The organism is Micromonospora coriariae (genome assembly GCF_900091455.1).
GTDB lineage: Bacteria > Actinomycetota > Actinomycetes > Mycobacteriales > Micromonosporaceae > Micromonospora > Micromonospora coriariae.
On sequence record NZ_LT607412.1, the window covers coordinates 2,104,778 to 2,122,072 of the forward strand.

At 72.1% G+C, this 17,295-nt stretch carries 18 protein-coding genes; 7 read left to right on the plus strand and 11 right to left on the minus strand.

Features of this window, described 5'->3' with window-relative positions; all coding sequences use genetic code 11:
* Positions 1-3: 3 nt before the first annotated feature.
* The 5 genes from GA0070607_RS09800 to GA0070607_RS09820 all read left to right on the plus strand — a co-directional run bounded on the left by GA0070607_RS09800 (position 4) and on the right by GA0070607_RS09820 (position 4,284).
* On the plus strand, positions 4-627 hold the full coding sequence (locus GA0070607_RS09800; RefSeq protein WP_089017926.1) for a bifunctional 4-hydroxy-2-oxoglutarate aldolase/2-dehydro-3-deoxy-phosphogluconate aldolase: 624 nt from the start codon (positions 4-6) through the stop codon (positions 625-627).
* Positions 624-1,565: a sugar kinase gene (locus GA0070607_RS09805; protein WP_089017927.1), complete on the plus strand. Its 942-nt coding sequence runs from the start codon at positions 624-626 to the stop codon at positions 1,563-1,565. The genes GA0070607_RS09800 and GA0070607_RS09805 overlap by 4 nt, the downstream gene beginning before the upstream one ends.
* 29 nt (positions 1,566-1,594) lie before the next feature.
* Positions 1,595-2,479 carry an SMP-30/gluconolactonase/LRE family protein gene (locus GA0070607_RS09810; RefSeq protein WP_089017928.1) on the plus strand — a complete coding sequence of 295 codons (885 nt, stop codon included), beginning with the start codon at positions 1,595-1,597 and terminating at the stop codon, positions 2,477-2,479.
* Between the two features lie 103 nt (positions 2,480-2,582).
* Positions 2,583-3,686 carry an L-dopachrome tautomerase-related protein gene (locus GA0070607_RS09815; RefSeq protein ID WP_089021753.1) on the plus strand — a complete coding sequence of 368 codons (1,104 nt, stop codon included), beginning with the start codon at positions 2,583-2,585 and terminating at the stop codon, positions 3,684-3,686.
* Between the two features lie 70 nt (positions 3,687-3,756).
* Positions 3,757-4,284, plus strand: coding sequence for a DUF421 domain-containing protein (locus GA0070607_RS09820; RefSeq protein ID WP_089017929.1), 528 nt, complete (start codon positions 3,757-3,759; stop codon positions 4,282-4,284).
* A 39-nt stretch (positions 4,285-4,323) separates the two neighbouring features.
* Here GA0070607_RS09820 and GA0070607_RS09825 read toward each other — a convergent pair whose 3' ends face one another.
* The 8 genes from GA0070607_RS09825 to GA0070607_RS09860 all read right to left on the minus strand — a co-directional run bounded on the left by GA0070607_RS09825 (position 4,324) and on the right by GA0070607_RS09860 (position 14,654).
* Positions 4,324-5,079 (minus strand): dienelactone hydrolase family protein, encoded by a 756-nt coding sequence (locus tag GA0070607_RS09825; protein ID WP_089017930.1) that lies wholly within the window; start codon positions 5,077-5,079, stop codon positions 4,324-4,326.
* A 112-nt stretch (positions 5,080-5,191) separates the two neighbouring features.
* Positions 5,192-5,872: a response regulator gene (locus tag GA0070607_RS09830; RefSeq protein ID WP_089017931.1), complete on the minus strand. Its 681-nt coding sequence runs from the start codon at positions 5,870-5,872 to the stop codon at positions 5,192-5,194.
* Positions 5,869-8,421, minus strand: a complete 2,553-nt coding sequence (locus GA0070607_RS09835) for a sensor histidine kinase (RefSeq protein WP_089017932.1) — start codon at positions 8,419-8,421, stop codon at positions 5,869-5,871. Before GA0070607_RS09835 ends, GA0070607_RS09830 begins: the two co-directional genes overlap by 4 nt.
* Positions 8,422-8,497: 76 nt before the next feature.
* A complete protein-coding gene (locus tag GA0070607_RS09840) occupies positions 8,498-9,379 on the minus strand; it encodes a potassium-transporting ATPase subunit C (protein WP_089017933.1) in 882 nt (293 codons plus the stop codon).
* Complete coding sequence (kdpB, locus tag GA0070607_RS09845; protein WP_089021754.1) at positions 9,379-11,574, minus strand: potassium-transporting ATPase subunit KdpB; 2,196 nt, start codon at positions 11,572-11,574, stop codon at positions 9,379-9,381. The genes GA0070607_RS09840 and kdpB overlap by 1 nt, the downstream gene beginning before the upstream one ends.
* A gap of 20 nt (positions 11,575-11,594) precedes the next feature.
* Complete coding sequence (gene kdpA, locus GA0070607_RS09850) at positions 11,595-13,250, minus strand: potassium-transporting ATPase subunit KdpA (protein ID WP_089017934.1); 1,656 nt, start codon at positions 13,248-13,250, stop codon at positions 11,595-11,597.
* On the minus strand, positions 13,250-13,339 hold the full coding sequence (kdpF, locus tag GA0070607_RS09855; RefSeq protein ID WP_089017935.1) for a K(+)-transporting ATPase subunit F: 90 nt from the start codon (positions 13,337-13,339) through the stop codon (positions 13,250-13,252). Before kdpF ends, kdpA begins: the two co-directional genes overlap by 1 nt.
* A gap of 274 nt (positions 13,340-13,613) precedes the next feature.
* The gene (locus GA0070607_RS09860) at positions 13,614-14,654 is read right to left on the minus strand and encodes a TRM11 family SAM-dependent methyltransferase (protein WP_089017936.1); all 1,041 of its coding nucleotides are present in this window, start codon (positions 14,652-14,654) and stop codon (positions 13,614-13,616) included.
* Positions 14,655-14,726: 72 nt separating this feature from the next.
* Between GA0070607_RS09860 and GA0070607_RS09865 the strand changes: the two genes are divergently transcribed.
* Positions 14,727-15,539 carry a zf-HC2 domain-containing protein gene (locus GA0070607_RS09865; protein ID WP_089017937.1) on the plus strand — a complete coding sequence of 271 codons (813 nt, stop codon included), beginning with the start codon at positions 14,727-14,729 and terminating at the stop codon, positions 15,537-15,539.
* 8 nt (positions 15,540-15,547) lie between these two features.
* Here GA0070607_RS09865 and GA0070607_RS33285 read toward each other — a convergent pair whose 3' ends face one another.
* The 3 genes from GA0070607_RS33285 to GA0070607_RS09880 all read right to left on the minus strand — a co-directional run bounded on the left by GA0070607_RS33285 (position 15,548) and on the right by GA0070607_RS09880 (position 16,812).
* Positions 15,548-15,754 carry a CGNR zinc finger domain-containing protein gene (locus GA0070607_RS33285; RefSeq protein ID WP_331716456.1) on the minus strand — a complete coding sequence of 69 codons (207 nt, stop codon included), beginning with the start codon at positions 15,752-15,754 and terminating at the stop codon, positions 15,548-15,550.
* Positions 15,755-15,840: 86 nt separating this feature from the next.
* On the minus strand, positions 15,841-16,503 hold the full coding sequence (locus tag GA0070607_RS09875) for a TetR/AcrR family transcriptional regulator (RefSeq protein ID WP_089017938.1): 663 nt from the start codon (positions 16,501-16,503) through the stop codon (positions 15,841-15,843).
* A 51-nt stretch (positions 16,504-16,554) separates the two neighbouring features.
* Positions 16,555-16,812, minus strand: a complete 258-nt coding sequence (locus GA0070607_RS09880; protein WP_089017939.1) for a hypothetical protein — start codon at positions 16,810-16,812, stop codon at positions 16,555-16,557.
* Between the two features lie 141 nt (positions 16,813-16,953).
* Here GA0070607_RS09880 and GA0070607_RS09885 point away from each other — a divergent pair, with 141 nt between their 5' ends.
* Positions 16,954-17,169 carry a helix-turn-helix transcriptional regulator gene (locus tag GA0070607_RS09885; protein ID WP_089017940.1) on the plus strand — a complete coding sequence of 72 codons (216 nt, stop codon included), beginning with the start codon at positions 16,954-16,956 and terminating at the stop codon, positions 17,167-17,169.
* The last annotated feature ends 126 nt before the right edge of the window (positions 17,170-17,295 follow it).

Genomic DNA, 17,295 nt, shown 5'->3' on the forward strand with positions numbered 1-17,295 from the left:
GCGATGAACCTGCTCGACGAGTTGCGCACCCACCGACTGCTGGCCATCGTGCGCGGCCCCGACCCGGCCGCCGCGCTGTCGGCGGTGCTCACCCTCGCCGAGAGCGGCGTCGCGCTGGTCGAGGTCTCACTGACCGGGGCCGACGCGCTCGGCACCATCCGACGCGCCCGAGCCGCCCTCGGGCCCGACTTCGCCCTGGGCGCGGGCACCGTGCTCAGCGTCGAGGACGCCCGCGCGGCGGCCGACGCCGGCGCCGGGTTCCTGGTCACCCCGGCGGTGGCGCCGAGCGTCACCGAGGGCGGCCGGCTCGGGCTGCCGGTGCTGGCCGGCGCGCTCACCCCCAGCGAGGTGGTGCAGGCCAACAACGCGGGAGCCGCAGCGATCAAGCTCTTCCCGGCGGGCTCGATGGGCGGGCCCGACTACCTCGGCGCGCTGCGCGACCCGTTCCCCGGCACCGCGTTCGTGCCGGTCGGCGGGGTCGACGCCGACGGCGCACGGCGCTACCTCGACCGTGGGGCCGTCGCGGTCGGCGTCGGCTCCCCGCTGCTCGGCGACGCCGTCCGCGGCGGCGACCCGGCGGCGCTGCGCGAGCGCGCCGCAGTCTTCCTGACGGCGGTCCGGCCGTGACCGACCTGCTCACCCTCGGCGAGACGATGGCGGCCTTCCGCACCACCGGTCCCCTGCGGCTGGGCGGCACCGCCGGGATCTCGGTCGCCGGGTCCGAGTCGACAGTGGCCATCGGCCTGGCCCGGCTCGGCCACCGGGCCGCCTGGGTCGGGGTCACCGGCGCCGACGAGCCCGGCGAGCTGGTCCGCCGCACACTGCGCGCCGAGGGCGTCGACCTGACCTGGTCCCGGGTGGACCCGACGGCCCCGACCGGACTGATCCTCTTCGAGTCCCGGGTCGCCGACATCAACCGGGTCACCTACCACCGCACCGGGTCGGCCGGTTCCCGGCTGCGCTCCGCCGACGTCACCCCCGCCTTCGACCCGTCCCGGCCACCGCCCCGGCTGCTGCACATCACCGGCATCACCTGCGCGCTGGGCGCCGAGCCGTACCAGGCCGTCGTGGCGGCCGTACGACTCGCCCGCACGGCGGGCAGCACCGTCTGCCTGGACGTCAACCACCGGCACCGGCTCTGGTCGGTCGCCGAGGCCGGTGCCGCGCTACGGCCGCTGCTGCCGTCGGTCGACCTGGTGGTCGCCTCCGACGACGAGCTGGCCGTGCTGACCGACGCCGCCGACCCCGTCGCGGACCTGCTGGCGGCCGGCGTGACCGAGGTCGTGGTGAAGCACGGCGCCGACGGAGCGACCAGCCACAGCGCGGACGGCACAGTGCACCGGCCCGCCCGCACGGTGCCGGTGGTGGACACCGTCGGCGCCGGCGACGCCTTCGTGGCCGGTCTGCTCTCCGCCTGGCTGGACGGGGCCGACGCGCCGGCCCGGCTGGACCGGGCGGTCACCACCGGCGCGTTCGCGGTGGCCACCCGGGGTGACTGGGAGGGCCTGCCCGACCGGGCCGAGCTGACGCTGCTCGACCACGGCCCCGGCGGCACCGTGCGCTGACCACCGGGACGGATCTTTGAAGGAGCGAAATGGAGCTGACCGAACCGACCGTGTGGAGCGCCGACCGGTTGGAGCTGGGCGAGGGGCTACGCTGGGTGGCCGACCGGCTGGTCCTGGTCGACCTGCTGGCCGGTCGGCTGCTGGAGACCGCCGGCGACCGGCGCGGCCCGCTGCGGGAGCTGCGCCGGCTTGACGTCCCATTGGGCGCGGTCGCCCCGGTGGCCGGCAGTCCCGGCGGCTGGCTCGCCGCCGCCGGCACCGGCGTCGCGCTGCTGCCCGCCACCGGTGACCCCCGACCGGTCGCCGACCTGGTCTCCGGCGGACCCGAGCCGGCCCGGATGAACGACGCTGTCGCCGACCCGCACGGCCGGTTCTGGGCGGGCAGCATGACGTACGCCGCGGTGCCCGGTGGGGGCACGCTGTACCGGCTGGCTCCCGGCGCGGCCCCGGTGCCGGCCGTGACCGGTTTGACGGTGCCGAACGGCCCGGCCTTCGACGCCGCCGGCACCACCATGTACCTGGCCGACTCGCCGCGCGGCGAGGTCGATCGGTTCCGCGTCGACCCGCACACCGGCGCACTGCACGGGCGGGAGCCGTTCCTGCGGCTGACCACCGCCGAAGGCGGCCCGGACGGGATGACGGTCGACGCGGCAGGTCACCTCTGGGTCGCGCTGTGGGGCGGCTCGGCCGTGCGCCGCTACCGACCGGACGGCACGCTGGACCGGGAGATCCGGCTGCCGGCGACGCAGCCGGCCGGCATCTGCCTGGGTGGCCCGGACCTGCGCCGGCTCTTCATCGGCACCGCCCGGTACGGGCTCGCGCCGGCCGGACCGCTGGACGGCGCGCTGCTCGCGGTGGACGTCCCGGTCCCCGGCCTGCCCACCGCGCTCGCCGCCGCGCCCGACGTCAGCTGACCGGAGGCATATCGGACGCCGGGGTGGGAATGACCACCTGCGGTCGGCGTGGGCCCGGCCGACCGGTAGGGGGCGAGGCGATGAGATCCGTGCGGTGGGCGTCATGAACGGGCCGGTCGGCGACGAGCCGCTCGGCGAGCTGGAGCTGGTGCACACCTTCACCGGCGCGATGCCGACCGGGGTGAGCGTCTCGCACCGGGGCCGGATCTTCGTCAACTTCCCCAAGTGGGGTGACGAGGTGCCGGCCACCGTCGTCGAGCTGCGCGACGGCCGGGAGGTGCCCTACCCCGACCAGCCGTGGAACGACCCGTCGGGCGATGACGACGCGGACGCGTTCGTCTCGGTGCAGAGCATCGTGGTGGACCCGGCCGACCGGCTCTGGGTGCTGGACACCGGCAGCCCGATGTTCCAGCCGACGAAGCCGGGCGGGCCGAAGCTGGTCCGGATCGATCTGGACACCGACATGGTGGCCCAGGTGATCACCTTTCCGCCGGACGTGGCGCTGCCCACGACGTACCTCAACGACGTCCGCTTCGACCTGCGGCGGGGCGAGTCGGGGGTCGCGTACATCACCGACTCGGCGAGCACGGGGCCGAACGGGATCATCGTGGTGGACCTGGCCAGTGGGGCCTCCTGGCGGCGGCTGCACGACCACCCGTCGACGAAGGCGGAGCCGCTGACAACGTTCCGCCCGGTGGTCGAGGGCCGGCCCTTCCTCGAGCGGCCGGCGGACGGGCCACCGAAACCCGTGTCGATGGGCGCCGACGGCATCGCCATCTCGGCCGACGGCACCCGGTTGCACTACTGCCCGCTGGCGTCCCGGCGCTGGTACAGCGTGTCCACCGAGGCGCTGGCCGACCCGGCGGTCACCCAGGAGGCGGTCGCGGCGACCGTGGTCGACGAGGGTGACAAGGGCACCGCGTCCGACGGGCTGGAGACCGACGACGCCGGGCGGCTCTACCTGACCTCGTACGAGCACAACGCGGTGCTGCGCCGGCGGCCGGACGGCGAGTACGAGACCCTGGTCCACGACCCTCGACTGCTCTGGCCGGACACCATGTCGGTGGCCGCCGACGGGCACCTCTACGTGACAGCCAACCAGCTGCACCGGCAACCGCAGTACCAGCGGGGGCAGGACCTGCGGCGCCGACCGTACGCGCTGTTCCGCACCCGGATCGACGCCGGGCCGGTGCTCCTGCGCCGCTGACCGCACTGGAGCTGCCCGTCGGTCGAGCGGGTGGCAGGCATGGCGGGGCGGCCGGCGGGTAGCCCGCCGGATGGCCGACTGGTCAGAGGTGTTACTCCCGGACACCCCGCTGTTGGAGATCGTGGTCCGGGGCAGCGTCATGTACCTCGCGCTCTTCACGCTGCTGCGGGTCATCCTCAAGCGGGAGAGCGGCACCACCGGCGTCAGCGACCTGCTGGTGATCGTGCTGCTCGCCGACGCGGCGCAGAACGGCCTGTCGGGCGGCTACAGCTCGGTCACCGACGGGGTGCTGCTGGTCGCCGTGATCATCGGTTGGTCGTACCTGTTGAACGCCGTCGCCTACCGCTGGCCCGCCGCCGCCCGGCTGGTCCGGCCGGGCTCGCTGGTGCTGGTGCGGGACGGACGGATCATGCGCACGAACATGCGGCGCGAGCTGATCACCGACGAGGAGTTGCACGCCCTGCTGCGGAAGCAGGGCGTCACCGACCTCGCCGAGGTCCGCGAGGTGCGGATGGAGTCCGACGGCCAGTTCAGCGTCACCACCCGCACGCAAGGCCGATCCCGGAACGCCGGCGACGCGTCGGGCGGCCCGGGCTGACGACCGGCCGGCGTGCCAAATCAGGCAGCTCGGGGTGGGTCAGCGGGTCGGCAGGGCCCGGTCCAGCAGGTCGAACAGGGCTGCCCAGTGCCGCTCGGTGGCCTGCTCGTCGTACGCCGGGGTGTCGGCCATGGTGAAGCCGTGGTGCGCACCCGCGTTCAGCTCGGAGCGGTACCGCACGCCGGCGGCATCGAGCGCCTTCTCCAGCGTCGCGATCTGCTCGGGCGTCATCGACTGGTCCTTGTCGGCGTGCCCGAAGTACACCTCACCGGTGATCGAGCCGACGCCCAGGTGCGGGCTGTCCGGTGCCTCGGTGACGATCCGCCCGCCGTGGAAACTCGCCGCTGCGGCGATCCGGTCCGGGTGCGCCTCGATGGCCCGCAGGGCGTTCGTGCCGCCCATGCAGTAGCCGGTGATCGCCACGGGGCCGGGCCGCACGTCGTCGCGGGCCGCCAGGAAGTCGAGGTACGAGCCGGTGTCCCGGCTGACCACGTCGGCGGTCAGCCCCCGGATGAACGGCATGACCTTCTCGACGATCGCGCCGCGCTGGTCCGCCTCGCCGAGGCGGGACAGGTCGGACAGCGGCGCGCGGCCGGCCCGGTACAACAGGTGGGGCGTCAGCACCAGGTAACCCCGGGCGGCGATCCGCTCCGCCATCTCCACCAGGCGCGGACGCGGGCCGAACGCGTCCTGGAAGAGCAGCACCGCCGGAAACGGGCCGTCCCCGTCCGGCCGGGTGAGGCACGCGTCCGCGACCCCGTCGCCGGTCGGGATGTCCACAGTCGTCGTCTGCACCAGGTCCTCCTCGTACGCCCACCGTTGATCCGTTCGGAACGCTACCCGGCACGTCGGGTCGCCCCACCGGCAACCGACGTGAACAGGGCGTCAAGGATTGGCGGTGGCCCAGTCAGGGCCGGTAGCGGTAGCCCATTCCCGGCTCGGTGATGAGATGCCGGGGTCGGGCCGGGTCGTCCTCCAGCTTGCGGCGCAGTTGGGCCAGGTACTGCCGCAGGTAATTGGTCTCGTTCTGGTACTCCGGCCCCCACACGTCCTGGAGCAGCTGGCGCTGGCTCACCAGCTTGCCGGGGTGGCGCAGCAGCTTCTCCAGCACGCTCCACTGGATGGGGGTCAGCTTCACCTCGGTGCCGTCGTCCCGCCGGACGGCGTGGTCGGCGAGGTCGACGGTGTGTTGGCCGATCCGCAGCGCGGGTAGCGCCTCACTCGACGCGCCGAGCCGCCGGGTCACCGCGCGGATGCGGGCCAGCAGCTCCTCCACCCCGAACGGCTTGGTGATGTAGTCGTCCGCGCCGGCGTCGAGCGCGGCGACCTTGTCCTCGCTACCGGCCCGCCCGGAGAGCACGATGATCGGTACCGCGGTCCAGCCGCGCAGGCCGCGGATCACCTCGACCCCGTCGATGTCCGGCAGCCCGAGGTCGAGCACCACCAGGTCGGGCGGATGGCTGGCGGCGGACTTCAGCGCGGCCGCCCCGGTGCCGGCGATGTCCACGTCGTACCGACGGGCACGCAGGTTGATCCGCAGGGCCCGCAGGATCTGCGGTTCGTCGTCGACGACCAGGATGCGCGTCATTCCTGCGGCCCCTCCGAGCTGGTCTGCGCGGCGGCGGGCAGCCGCAGCACCATGGTGAGCCCACCGCCGGGCGTGGTCTCGGGGCTGATGCTGCCACCCATCGCCTCGGCCAGACCCCGGGACAGGGCAAGCCCGAGGCCGACACCGGTCTGGTTGTCCCGGTCACCGAGGCGCTGAAACGGCAGGAAGACGTACTCCCACTGGTCCTCCGGGATGCCCGGCCCACGGTCGATGATCCGCAGCTCCACCTGGCCGGCGTGCGCGCTCGCCGTCACGGTGGGCGGCTGCCCGGACGGGCTGTACCGCAGCGCGTTCGCGATGACGTTGACCAGCACCCGCTCCAGCAGGCCGGGATCCGCGGTGGCCGCGGGCAGGTCGGCCGGGATGTCGGTCACGACCGCGGCGGCCGGTGGGCCGAGTTCGTCCAGCGCCCGGGGTACGGCGTCCTCCAGGCCGATCGCAGTCGCCGTGATGCCGAGGACACCGGCCTGGAGCCGGCTCATGTCCAGCAGGTTCCCGACCAGCCGGGCGAGCCGGTCCAGCGACTCCTCGGCGGTCTCCAGCAGTTCCGCGCGGTCCTGCTCGTCGAACTCGATGTCGGGGCTGCGCAGGCTGGTCACGGCCGCCTTCGCCGACGCCAGCGGCGTACGCAGGTCGTGGCTCACCGCGGCGAGCAGCGCGGTACGCATCCGGTCCGCCGCGGCCAGCGGCCGAGCGGTGGCCGCCTCCTCGGCCAGCCGTTCCTGGCGCAGCGCGACGGCGGCCTGGGCGGCGAACGCCTCGACGATCCGCCGGTCAGCCGCCTCCAGCCGCCGGCCACTCAGCACGACCGTGATCCGCTCGTCCACCGGTACCGCCGTCTCACCGCCGTCCGGCGTGCAGGCCGGCCGCTCGCCGACGCTGGCCACAACGCACCAGGCGTGTTCCTCGCGGGCTCGATCGGGGCGGCCACCGGCCTCCTCGGCCAGCTCCAGCACGCTCACCGCCCGAAGCCCGAAGGTCTCCCGGAGCTGATCCAGCAGCGCGGGCAGCGGGCGTTCTCCGCGCAGCACGCCACCGGCGACGGCGGCGAGGGTGTGCGCGTCGGCCGCCGCCCGCGCCGCCTCGCGGGTCCGCCGCGCCGCCACGTCGACGATCCAGCTCACCGCCAGCGCCACGCCTACGAAGACGGCCAGGGCGAGCAGATTGTCCGCCTCGGCGATGGTCAGCGTGCGGTACGGCGGGGTGAAGAACCAGTTGAGCAGCAGCGAGCCGCCGAGCGCGGCGACCAGGGCCGGCCACAGCCCGCCGACCAGGGCGACCGCCACCACGGCCACCAGGAAGAGCAGGATGTCGTTGGTCAGAGTCAGGTCGGGCAGCGACCTCAGCAGCAGGGTGAGCGCCGGCACGCCGAGCACGGCCAGGGCGAAGCCGAGCAACCTGCGGCGCCGGGACAGCGCCGCCGGCACGGCCCCCGCCCGGCGTCCCCTGCCGGCCTCGGTGTGGGTGACCAAATGCACGTCGATCGAGCCGGAGAGCGCGGTGGTCGTCACGCCGACGCCTCTGGCGAAGAGCTGCGCGAAGCGGCCTCGGCGGCTGGCGCCGAGCACCAACTGGGTGGCGTTCACGCCACGGGCGAAGTCCAGCAGCGCGGCCGGCACGTCGGCGCCGAGCACCTGGTGGTAGGTGCCGCCGAGGCTCTCCACCAGCACCCGCTGCCGCGCCAGCTGCGCCGGGTCGGCACCGGCGAGGCCGTCGCTGCGGCCCACGTGCACCGCGAGCAGGTCCGCGCCCTTGCTGCGGGCGGCGACCCGGGCTGCCCGGCGGATCAGCGTCTCGCCCTCCGGGCCACCGGTCAGCGCCACCACGACGCGTTCCCGGGCCTCCCAGGTGGTTTCGATGCCCTGCTGGCTGCGGTACCTGTCGAGTTGCTCGTCGACCTTGTCGGCCAACCAGAGCAGCGCCAGCTCGCGCAGCGCGGTGAGGTTCCCGACCCGGAAGTAGTTGCCCAGCGCGGCGTCGATCTTGTCGGGGCGGTAGATGTTGCCGTGCGCCATCCGCCGGCGCAGCGCCTCGGGAGTCATGTCGACAAGCTCGACCTGCTCGGCGGCGCGGACGATCTCGTCCGGCAGGGTTTCCCGCTGAACCGTGCCGGTGATCTGGGCGACGACGTCGTTGACCGACTCCAGGTGCTGCACGTTGACCGTGGAGAGCACGTCGATCCCCGCGTCGAGCAGCTCCTGGACGTCCTGCCAGCGCTTGTCGTGCCGGGAGCCGGGCACGTTGGTGTGCGCCAACTCGTCGACCACCGCGATCTCCGGCCGGCGGGCCAGCACCGCGTCCAGGTCCATCTCGGTGAACTCGGCGCCCCGGTAGTTCATCGTGCGGCGCGGGACCTGCTCCAGGTCCCCGAGCATGGCCGCGGTGTGCTGGCGGCCGTGGGTCTCCACGAAGCCGATCACCACGTCGGTGCCGCGCGCGGCCCGCCGCCGCGCCTCCTCCAACATCGCGTACGTCTTGCCGACGCCGGGGGCGGCCCCGAGATAGATGCGCAGTTCTCCGCGTGGCACGAACCCATCCTCTCCGATAGGAAGGAAGGGTCCCTTCTTAACGCCAGGCGTTAAGAAGGGACCCTTCCTTCAACGCTCAGCGGGCGGCGAACCGCTTGTCGAGGGCGATGTTGAGCTCCAGCACGTTGACCCCGGGCTCGCCCATGAAGCCGAGCCCCCGCCCGGTGGTGTGCTCCTTCACCTGCTTGCGGACCGCCGCCGGGTCCGCGCCGCGTTCCCGCGCGACGCGGTTCACCTGCAACTCGGCGTACGCCGGGCTGATCTGCGGGTCGAGGCCGCTGGCGCTGGCGGTGACCGCGTCGGCGGGCACCGCCGGGTCGGCGGGTGCGTCGCCGCGGATCGGGGTGACCACCCCGCCAGCGGCCACGTAGTCCTCGCCGGGTTGGGCGGGCTCCACCGTCACCCCCTCGTACGAGGCGACGAACGGCGTCGCCGGGGCGGCCTGGTTGACGCTGACCACCCGGGTGACCGGGCCGGTCAGACCGTCGGCGCGGAAGACCGCGAGCACGGCGCCCACCCCGTCGTCGGTGCAGAAAGGACGTCGGCCGTCGACGCCGTTGAGCTCGCCGACCTCCTTGCTGCGCCCGCAGACCTGGGTGAGCAGGCTCTCGCTGGATTCCTCCGGGTCGGTTGCGAGGGTGTCGACCACGCTCTCCGGGCCCAGGTTGCTGGCCGAGGTCGAGGTCGGGTCGTAGCCGTCGCCGGCGGCGGACGGACGGGACTGGAAGTACCGGGCCACGGGGTTGCCGTCCGCGTCGGTGAAGGACTGGCCGATCAGCGCGCTGCCGACCGTCGTTCCGCCCGAGGAGATCAACGAGCCGTCGGTCTTGTGGTTGAGGCCGGGTAGCTGACCAACCGCTACCAGGGCCAGCGGGTAGACCAGGCCGAGCAGCACCGTGAAGACGAGTACGGCGCGCAGCGCGGCGAGGTGTTGGGCGATCCAGGTGGGTAGGCGCATCATGAAATCCCCGGGATGAACTGGATGAGCAGGTCGATGATCTTGATCCCGATGAACGGCACGATGATGCCGCCCAGTCCGTACACCAGCAGGTTGCGGCTGAGCAGCTTCGACGCGGCGGCCGGCCGGTACCGCACGCCCCGCAGGGCGAGCGGGATCAGCGCGATGATCACCAGGGCGTTGAAGATGACCGCGGACAGGATCGCCGACTCCGGGCTGGACAGCCGCATGATGTTCAGCGCGTCCAGGCTCGGGTAGAGGCCGGCGAACATGGCCGGGATGATCGCGAAGTACTTCGCGATGTCGTTGGCGATGCTGAACGTGGTCAGCGCGCCACGCGTGATCAGCAACTGCTTGCCGATCTCCACGATCTCGATCAGCTTGGTCGGGTCGGAGTCGAGGTCGACCATGTTGCCGGCCTCCTTGGCGGCCGACGTGCCGGTGTTCATCGCCACCCCGACGTCGGCCTGGGCGAGCGCGGGAGCGTCGTTGGTGCCGTCGCCGGTCATCGCGACCAGCCGGCCACCCTCCTGCTCCCGCTTGATCAGCGCGAGCTTGTCCTCCGGCGTCGCCTCGGCCAGGAAGTCGTCCACCCCGGCCTCGTCGGCGATCGCCTTCGCGGTACGCGGGTTGTCGCCGGTGATCATCACGGTTCGGATGCCCATCCGGCGCATCTCGTCGAAACGCTCCCGCATACCGGACTTGACCACGTCCTTGAGGTGGATGACGCCAAGCGCGCGGGCGGGCTCACCGTCGACCTGCTCGGCGACGACCAGCGGAGTGCCGCCGGTGCCGCTGATCGCGTCCACGATCTCGCCGACCTGCTCGGTCGGGTGACCGCCGTTCTCGCGGACCCACTTCATCACCGCCGCGGCGGCCCCCTTGCGGACCCGGCGGGCCGTGCCCACCGCGCCAGCGTCCACGCTGGCGTCCGGGGTGAGGTCGACGCCGCTCATCCGGGTCTGCGCGGTGAACGGTACGAAGGTGGCGTGCGGCATCACGCCGGGCTCGCGCTCACGCAACCCGAACTCGTTCTTCGCCAGCACCACCACCGAGCGCCCCTCGGGGGTCTCGTCAGCCAGGCTGGACAGCTGCGCGGCGTCCGCCAGCGCCGCGGGGTCGACCCCTTCGACCGGTACGAACTCGGCGGCCTGCCGGTTGCCCAGCGTGATGGTGCCGGTCTTGTCCAGCAGCAGGGTGTTGACGTCGCCGGCCGCCTCGACGGCCCGGCCGCTCATGGCCAGGACGTTGCGCTGCACCAGCCGGTCCATGCCGGCGATGCCGATGGCGGAGAGCAGTGCGCCGATGGTGGTGGGGATCAGGCATACCAGCAGCGAGATCAGCACCACCCCGGTGACACCGGAGTCGGTGATCGCGCCACCGTCCGGCGCGGCCGCCTGGTACGCCTTGGAGAAGATGGCCAGCGGCTGAAGGGTGACCACGGCCAGCAGGAAGATGACAGTGAGCGCGGCGAGCAGGATGTTCAGCGCGATCTCGTTCGGCGTCTTCTGCCGGTTGGCGCCCTCGACCAGGGCGATCATCCGGTCGATGAAGCTCTCCCCCGGCTTCTGGGTGATCTTCACGATGATCCGGTCGGAGAGCACCTTTGTGCCGCCGGTGACCGCGCTGCGGTCGCCGCCGGACTCCCGGATCACCGGGGCCGACTCGCCGGTGATGGCCGACTCGTCGACGCTGGCGATGCCCTCGACGATGTCGCCGTCGCCGGGGATGATCCCGCCCGCCTCGACCAGCACGATGTCGCCCTGGCGCAGCTCCGGCGCGGGAACCGCCTCGTCGGAGTAGGTGTTCACCCGGGCGCCCGGCGTCCAGTTGATCAGCCGGGTGGCGATGGTGTCCCGCTTGGCCTGCCGCAGCGCGGCGGCCTGGGCCTTGCCCCGGCCCTCGGCGACCGCCTCGGCCAGGTTGGCGAAGAGCACTGTCAGCCAGAGCCAGATGGTGATCGCCCAGGCGAAGACCGACGGGTCGGTCACCGCCAGGACGGTGGTGAAGGCCGCGCCGACCTCCACGATCAGCATCACCGGGTTGCGCCACAGCGTGCTGGGGTTGAGCTTGCGTACCGCGTCCGGCAGGGACCGGATCAACTGCTTGGGGTCGAGCAGGCCCCCGCCGATCCGGTTGCCCTGGGTGGCGGGCGTGCCGGGGAGTTGCTCTGTTGGGGCGGACGTGACGGACATGTCCTCGTTCCTCATGATGGTCACAGCCCCTCAGCCAGCGGGCCGAGCGCGAGTGCGGGAAGGAAGGTCAGGGCGACGAGGACCACAGTGACGCCGACGACCATGCCGATGAACAGCGGTCGGTGGGTCGGCAGGGTGCCCTCGGACGCGGGGGTGGGTGCCTGGCGGGCCAGCGAGCCGGCCAACGCGAGCACGAAGATGATCGGCAGGAACCGGCCCAGCAACATGCACAACCCGAGCGCGGTGTCCCACCAGGTGGTGTTGACGGTGATACCGCCGAAGGCGGAGCCGTTGTTGTTGCTGGCCGAGGTGAACGCGTACAGCACCTCGGAGAGGCCGTGCGGGCCGACGTTGAGCGCGGTGGAGTTGTTGCCGGTGGCGAACGCGGCCGCCGTACCGACCAGCACCAGGATCGGCGTGATCAGGAAGTAGAACGAGGCGAACTTGATCTCCCGCGAGCCGATCTTCTTGCCCAGGTACTCCGGGGTGCGGCCCACCATCAGGCCGGCCACGAAGACGGTGATCACCGCGAGGATGAGCAGGCCGTAGAGACCAGAGCCGGTACCGCCCGGGGCGACCTCGCCGAGCATCATGTTGACCATCGCCATCATGCCGCCGAGCGAGGTGAACGAGTCGTGGAACGAGTCCACCGCACCGGTCGAGGTCAGCGTGGTGGCGGCGGCGAAGGTGGCCGAGTTCGACACGTCGAACCGCACCTCCTTGCCTTCCAGCGCCGCGCCGACCGCCTGCGGCACAGTGCCGTGGCCGGCCAGCTCAAAGGCGTTGGTGATGACCACGCTGGCGAACGCGAGGATGCCCATCACCGCGGCGATGGCGTAGCCCTGGCGGTTCTGCCCGACCATCCGGCCGAAGACCCGGGGCATGCTGAACGGGATCAGAAGAATCAGGAAGATCTCGATCCAGTTCGTCCACGTCGTGGGGTTCTCGAACGGGTGGGCGCTGTTCACGTTGTAGAAGCCGCCACCGTTGGTGCCCAGCAGCTTGATCACTTCCTGGCTGGCCACCGGGCCGCCGGTGACGGTCTGGGTGCCACCGGTCAGCGTGGTCACGTCGGTGCCGGCCGAGAGGTTCTGCACCACCCCGCCGATCATCAGCGCGATGGCGCCGAGCACCGCGACCGGCAGCAGGATCCGCAGCGTGATCCGGGTCAGGTCGACCCAGAAGTTGCCGAGCTGCCCGTTGCGGCTGCGTGCGAACCCGCGCAGCAACGCCACCGCCACCGCGATGCCGACCGCCGCCGAGACGAAGTTCTGCACCGCTAGACCGGCCATCTGCACCAGGTGGCCCATCGTCGACTCACCCGAGTACGACTGCCAGTTGGTGTTGGCCACGAACGACACGGCGGTGTTCCAGGCGCCGTGCGGCACCACCGGGTCGAACCCGAGCGCCAGCCACAGGTGGTTCTGCACCCGCTGGAACAGGTACAGGAACAGGATCGAGACCGCGGAGAACGCCAGCACGCTGCGGGCGTACACGCCCCAGGTCTGCTCGGCGGCCGGGTTGACCCCGACCAGACGGAAGATGCCCCGCTCGACCCGGGACTGCCGGGTGCCGGAGACCGCCCGGAACATGTAGTCACCGAACGGCTTGTAGACGGCGACCAGGGCCGCCACCAGCGCCAGCACGAAGATGACACCCGCTGTAGTCATCGTCATCAGAAGCGCTCCGGGAACAACAGGGCGAACACCAGGAACGCGCCCAGGACGATCGCGAGCACCAGGCCCACGGCGTTGACGGCACTCACAGCTTCTCCACCGCCCGCACGACCAGGGCGAGCGCTGCGAACAGCGCCACCGTCAGGAGCACGAACACCACGTCAGACACGCTGACTCCTCATACCGGAAAGGTTCGTTCGCGACCGCCTCCCGGTCGCGCCGGGCAATCAAAGCCCCACGACCTCACCGACGACAGGGCCCATAACGCGGCCATGACGGTGGTGAACCTTTTCTTGACGCGCTTTTCACAACCGCACCCTGAACAGGTGAAATGCGGCACGAATCGCCCAGGGAGCGGGCGGGTCAGACCGACCGGCGGGCCACCAGCACGTCACGCATGATCGACTGGTCCACCCGGTGCCGCAGCGCCAGGTACGGCTCCGCGTCGACCACTGTCAGGCCGGCGGCGGCCAGCGCGTCCGCCGCGTCGTCCCGGCTCGCGACGTGGGTGTTCCAGGAGATGCCGAGCGCCCCGCCGGGGCGCAGCAGCCGCGCCCAGACCGGCGCGGCGTCCGCGAGCAGCGCCAGCGGATCGCGGGTCAGGCCATGGTCGGCGGTACGGCTGCCGTGCTGCACGCCGTACGGGGCGTCCGCGACGATCAGGTCGACGGTCTCCGGCCGGAAGAACTCCCCGGCGCGGGTGGTGTCAGCGTTGACCACGTCGAGCAGTTGGAGATCCCCGGCCTTGTGCGCCTCGCGCGTAGGCGCAAGCTCGATCCGCACCCGGCGACCGACAACCTTGCGCTCCCGTCGCACCGGCCCCGACTCCAGCACCCGGTGCTTGATCCGCTTCTGCTTCAGCCAGGTGGTGAGGAACGCCCGGTAGGCTTCGACGTCCTTCTGGTCGCGCTCCACCCCGGCGGCGTCGAAGCCGTACATCAGCGCCTGGTTGAGGGTGGTGCCGCGACCGGCTAGCGGGTCGAGCACCCGGAAGCGGCGGCTGGTCATCTCGGCCGCCCAGTCCGAGGCGAGCAGTGTGACGTTGAGCAGCAGTTTGGTGAACTGCTCGTTGGTCTTGCCCGGGTACTTCTGGATGGTGATCAGGTCATCGTCGTAGCGGTCCAGCCGGCTCCACTCGATGGGGCGCAGCAGCTCGCCGACGATCTCGAACAGCGCGTACCCGGCGGAGAGGTTGCCCAGCATGGCCAGGTCCCGCTCGGTCAGCCCGTCGCCGGTGAAGGTGACGTAGCTGGCCCCTCCGACGACCTCGGTGTCCAGGTCACCGATCCGCCCGTCAAGCGCCGAACGGCCGAAGATCTCCAGCTCGGCCCGGGTGAGGTCGATGGCGGAGCGGGCGTACACCCGGTTGGCGGAGGGCAGGATCAGCAGGCCGTAGCGCGTCATGGTCCGGCGAGTATTCCACAGGCCGGCCGGAGGCCCGGGAACTGGAGCGGGGGCCGGACCGACTACCCGTACATGGGGTGTGAGCAGTGGCGGGAGGTCCTGTCCGCGCAACTGGACGGGGAGGAGACCGCGGCCGAACTGACGGCGGCGCAGGGGCACCTCGACGGGTGCGCCGAGTGCCGGGCATGGTTCGCGGCCGCGGCCGCGGTGACCCGTCGGGCCCGTACCCGGTTGGTCACCGAACCGCCCGACCGGACCGACGCGATCCTGGCCGCCGCCAGCGCGGCCCCGGCCCGCCGGTTGCGGTGGCGGCGTTCGGACGGACGTGGCCCGCTGGTCGCCGGCCTGCGGTCGGCGCTCGGGTTGCTCGGCGCTGTGCAACTGGTGCTCGGTCTGGCCCAGGTGGGCCGGGGCGCGACCGCCGACCACCTGCACCCCACCGGCCAGCACCTGTGGCACGAGTCGGCGGCGTGGAACGTGGCAGTGGGCGCGGGCTTCCTTTTCGTGGCGCTGCGCCGCAGCCCGCCCGCCGGGCTGCTGCCGATGCTCAGCGCGTTCGTCGGCACGTTGCTGCTGCTGTCGGTCAACGACCTGGCCACCGGTTCGGTGGGCGGGGAACGGCTGATCAGCCACGGCTTCCTGGTGGTCGGCTACCTGATCACCGTGTTGCTGTCCCGGCCCGGGCTGCGCCCTGGTGGCCCGGCACCACAGCGGCAGCCGACAGCGTCGCGCTGGCGGTTCGGGGCCGACGAGGTGGACCGGCCGCTGCGGGTGGTACGCCCCGAGTCCTACCCAGCGCAGGCGGCCGACCGGTACGCCGCTCCGGCGGCGCATGCCGGTCGATCCACCCGCACCGGCGAGGCCGACGAACGCCGGGCCGCCTGATGGCTGAGTCAGCCCACCTGCCGCTGCCGCGCCCGGTGCGCGCGCAGGTTGGTCGGGTGCCCACAGGCGCGTACGGAGTGCCAGACTCCGCTGTTGTTGCGTGAGCGGTCGTAGAACGCCACTCGGCAGCGGGGGTTGCGGCAGGTCTTGATCCGCCGCCCGACGTCGGCGAGCTGCGCCTCGAACAGCGCGGCGAGGACGAGCGAGACCAGCAGATCGGCACCGACCCCGGCCGGGTCGAGGTGGACGGATCCGTTTCGATCGAGGCGGAGCGTGGCAACGGCGGAACGAGATCTGCGCCCTACACCGGAGGCCCGGCCGGGTGAGCTGGCCGGGTCGAATCGTCACCGGCAAGGACCTGCGGGATGACCTGCTCGACGATGGTCAGCAGAGTCGTGGTGAGCAACAGGTGCACCTGGGCACGGGTCAGCGCGCCACGCTGGAGCCATTCGCGGGCGGTCGAGGTGGCCAGCCCGCAGTACGCCCGCACCATGCCGCGAAGCTCCTCGTGGTGCGCCGCCTGGCCAGCCAGCCCGACGGCGACGAGCATCCGGTCCGCGGCGACCTCCTCGGCCTCGGCGAGCACCCGCTCCACGTCGGCGTCGCCGCCCATCCCCCGGGCGGTGACCGCCGCCAGCCACGAGGTGCTGTGCCGGGACACCACGTCGAGGAACCAGGTGACGCTGGCGTCGACCCGGGTCCGGAGGTCACCCTTGGGCAGCCGCTCCAGGGCAACCTCGGGGATGGTCACCATGACCCGGACGACCTCCAGGTAGAGGCCCTTCTTCGCACCGAAGTAGTGGTTGACCAGGCCGCGAGCGACACCTGCCTCGCGGGCGACGTCGGTGGTCGACACGTCCGCGTACGGGCGCTCGCCGAACAGCCGGACCGCGCAGGCCAGGATCTGCCCACGCCGGGCGTCCGGCTCCAAACGGCGGCGGCGCGGAGCCGTCTCGACACTCATCTGCCCGACCCTATCGACAGCTCTCCGACCAACCGCCGTTCCTCACCTTCATCACCGCTCGCCCCGCCGACGCCGAACCACGTGTCGTCCCAGGTGGCGCAGATTGGACGCCTGGGAGTAGAGCGCCGCGTTGATCGCACCCAGGGCCACCCCGGGCGCTCGCTGCACCCGGTCGACGTCCTGGACCACCCGGCCGATCAACGTCAACCGACAACGGAGATCGAACAACTCCCTCCGCGCGCAGTGCAGCGCTGTCTCCAATCCCCCAACCCGCTCCCGCAACCACGCCAACTCCGTCGCCTGATCCATCGGGCACCCTCCCAATGCTCGCGATCGCCGCCCGGGCGGCCCGGCCACAGTCGGACCGTCACGTTCACCCTCACCCATTCGAGACGACTGCGCAAGTAGGTAGACGCAATTAGGCATGCCCGATCGCCCTACCGTCAAGTGATGGGTGACGTCCCGGGTCCGCTGGTCGGTCCTCACGAGCTGCAAGACCTGCTCGGCGTGAGCCGGACCCGCATGCGCCAGCTCATCCGCTACCCGACCTTCCCCGCGCCGTTCCAACGGCTGCACGGCACGACGGTGTGGCTGCGCGCTGATGTGGAGGCGTGGATCGCCGAGCACCGCCCGCCGCGCCCCACCGATGGCGACGAGGCCGAGTAGTTCGCACTCCCCGCTTCGCACCCGCCCACTCGCCGCCCGCCCGTAGTGCCTGACAACACCGGGTTCGCACGATTGGTCCACCTACCCAACCCCCGCGTCCAGCAGGGCGCATGCTCCGCGCACCCG

Excerpts from the sequence above, each read along its gene's own strand:
- GA0070607_RS09800 (WP_089017926.1), top strand. The coding sequence starts at position 4 with ATGAACCTGCTCGACGAGTTGCGCACCCACCGACTGCTGGCCATCGTG.
- kdpB (WP_089021754.1), bottom strand. The coding sequence starts at position 11,574 with ATGTCCGTCACGTCCGCCCCAACAGAGCAACTCCCCGGCACGCCCGCC.
- GA0070607_RS09860 (WP_089017936.1), bottom strand. The coding sequence starts at position 14,654 with ATGACGCGCTACGGCCTGCTGATCCTGCCCTCCGCCAACCGGGTGTAC.
- GA0070607_RS09815 (WP_089021753.1), top strand. The coding sequence starts at position 2,583 with ATGAACGGGCCGGTCGGCGACGAGCCGCTCGGCGAGCTGGAGCTGGTG.
- GA0070607_RS09885 (WP_089017940.1), top strand. The coding sequence starts at position 16,954 with ATGGGTGACGTCCCGGGTCCGCTGGTCGGTCCTCACGAGCTGCAAGAC.
- GA0070607_RS09865 (WP_089017937.1), top strand. The coding sequence starts at position 14,727 with ATGGGGTGTGAGCAGTGGCGGGAGGTCCTGTCCGCGCAACTGGACGGG.
- GA0070607_RS09880 (WP_089017939.1), bottom strand. The coding sequence starts at position 16,812 with ATGGATCAGGCGACGGAGTTGGCGTGGTTGCGGGAGCGGGTTGGGGGA.
- kdpA (WP_089017934.1), bottom strand. The coding sequence starts at position 13,250 with ATGACGATGACTACAGCGGGTGTCATCTTCGTGCTGGCGCTGGTGGCG.
- GA0070607_RS09875 (WP_089017938.1), bottom strand. The coding sequence starts at position 16,503 with ATGAGTGTCGAGACGGCTCCGCGCCGCCGCCGTTTGGAGCCGGACGCC.
- GA0070607_RS09820 (WP_089017929.1), top strand. The coding sequence starts at position 3,757 with ATGGCCGACTGGTCAGAGGTGTTACTCCCGGACACCCCGCTGTTGGAG.
- GA0070607_RS09810 (WP_089017928.1), top strand. The coding sequence starts at position 1,595 with ATGGAGCTGACCGAACCGACCGTGTGGAGCGCCGACCGGTTGGAGCTG.
- GA0070607_RS09840 (WP_089017933.1), bottom strand. The coding sequence starts at position 9,379 with ATGCGCCTACCCACCTGGATCGCCCAACACCTCGCCGCGCTGCGCGCC.
- GA0070607_RS09830 (WP_089017931.1), bottom strand. The coding sequence starts at position 5,872 with ATGACGCGCATCCTGGTCGTCGACGACGAACCGCAGATCCTGCGGGCC.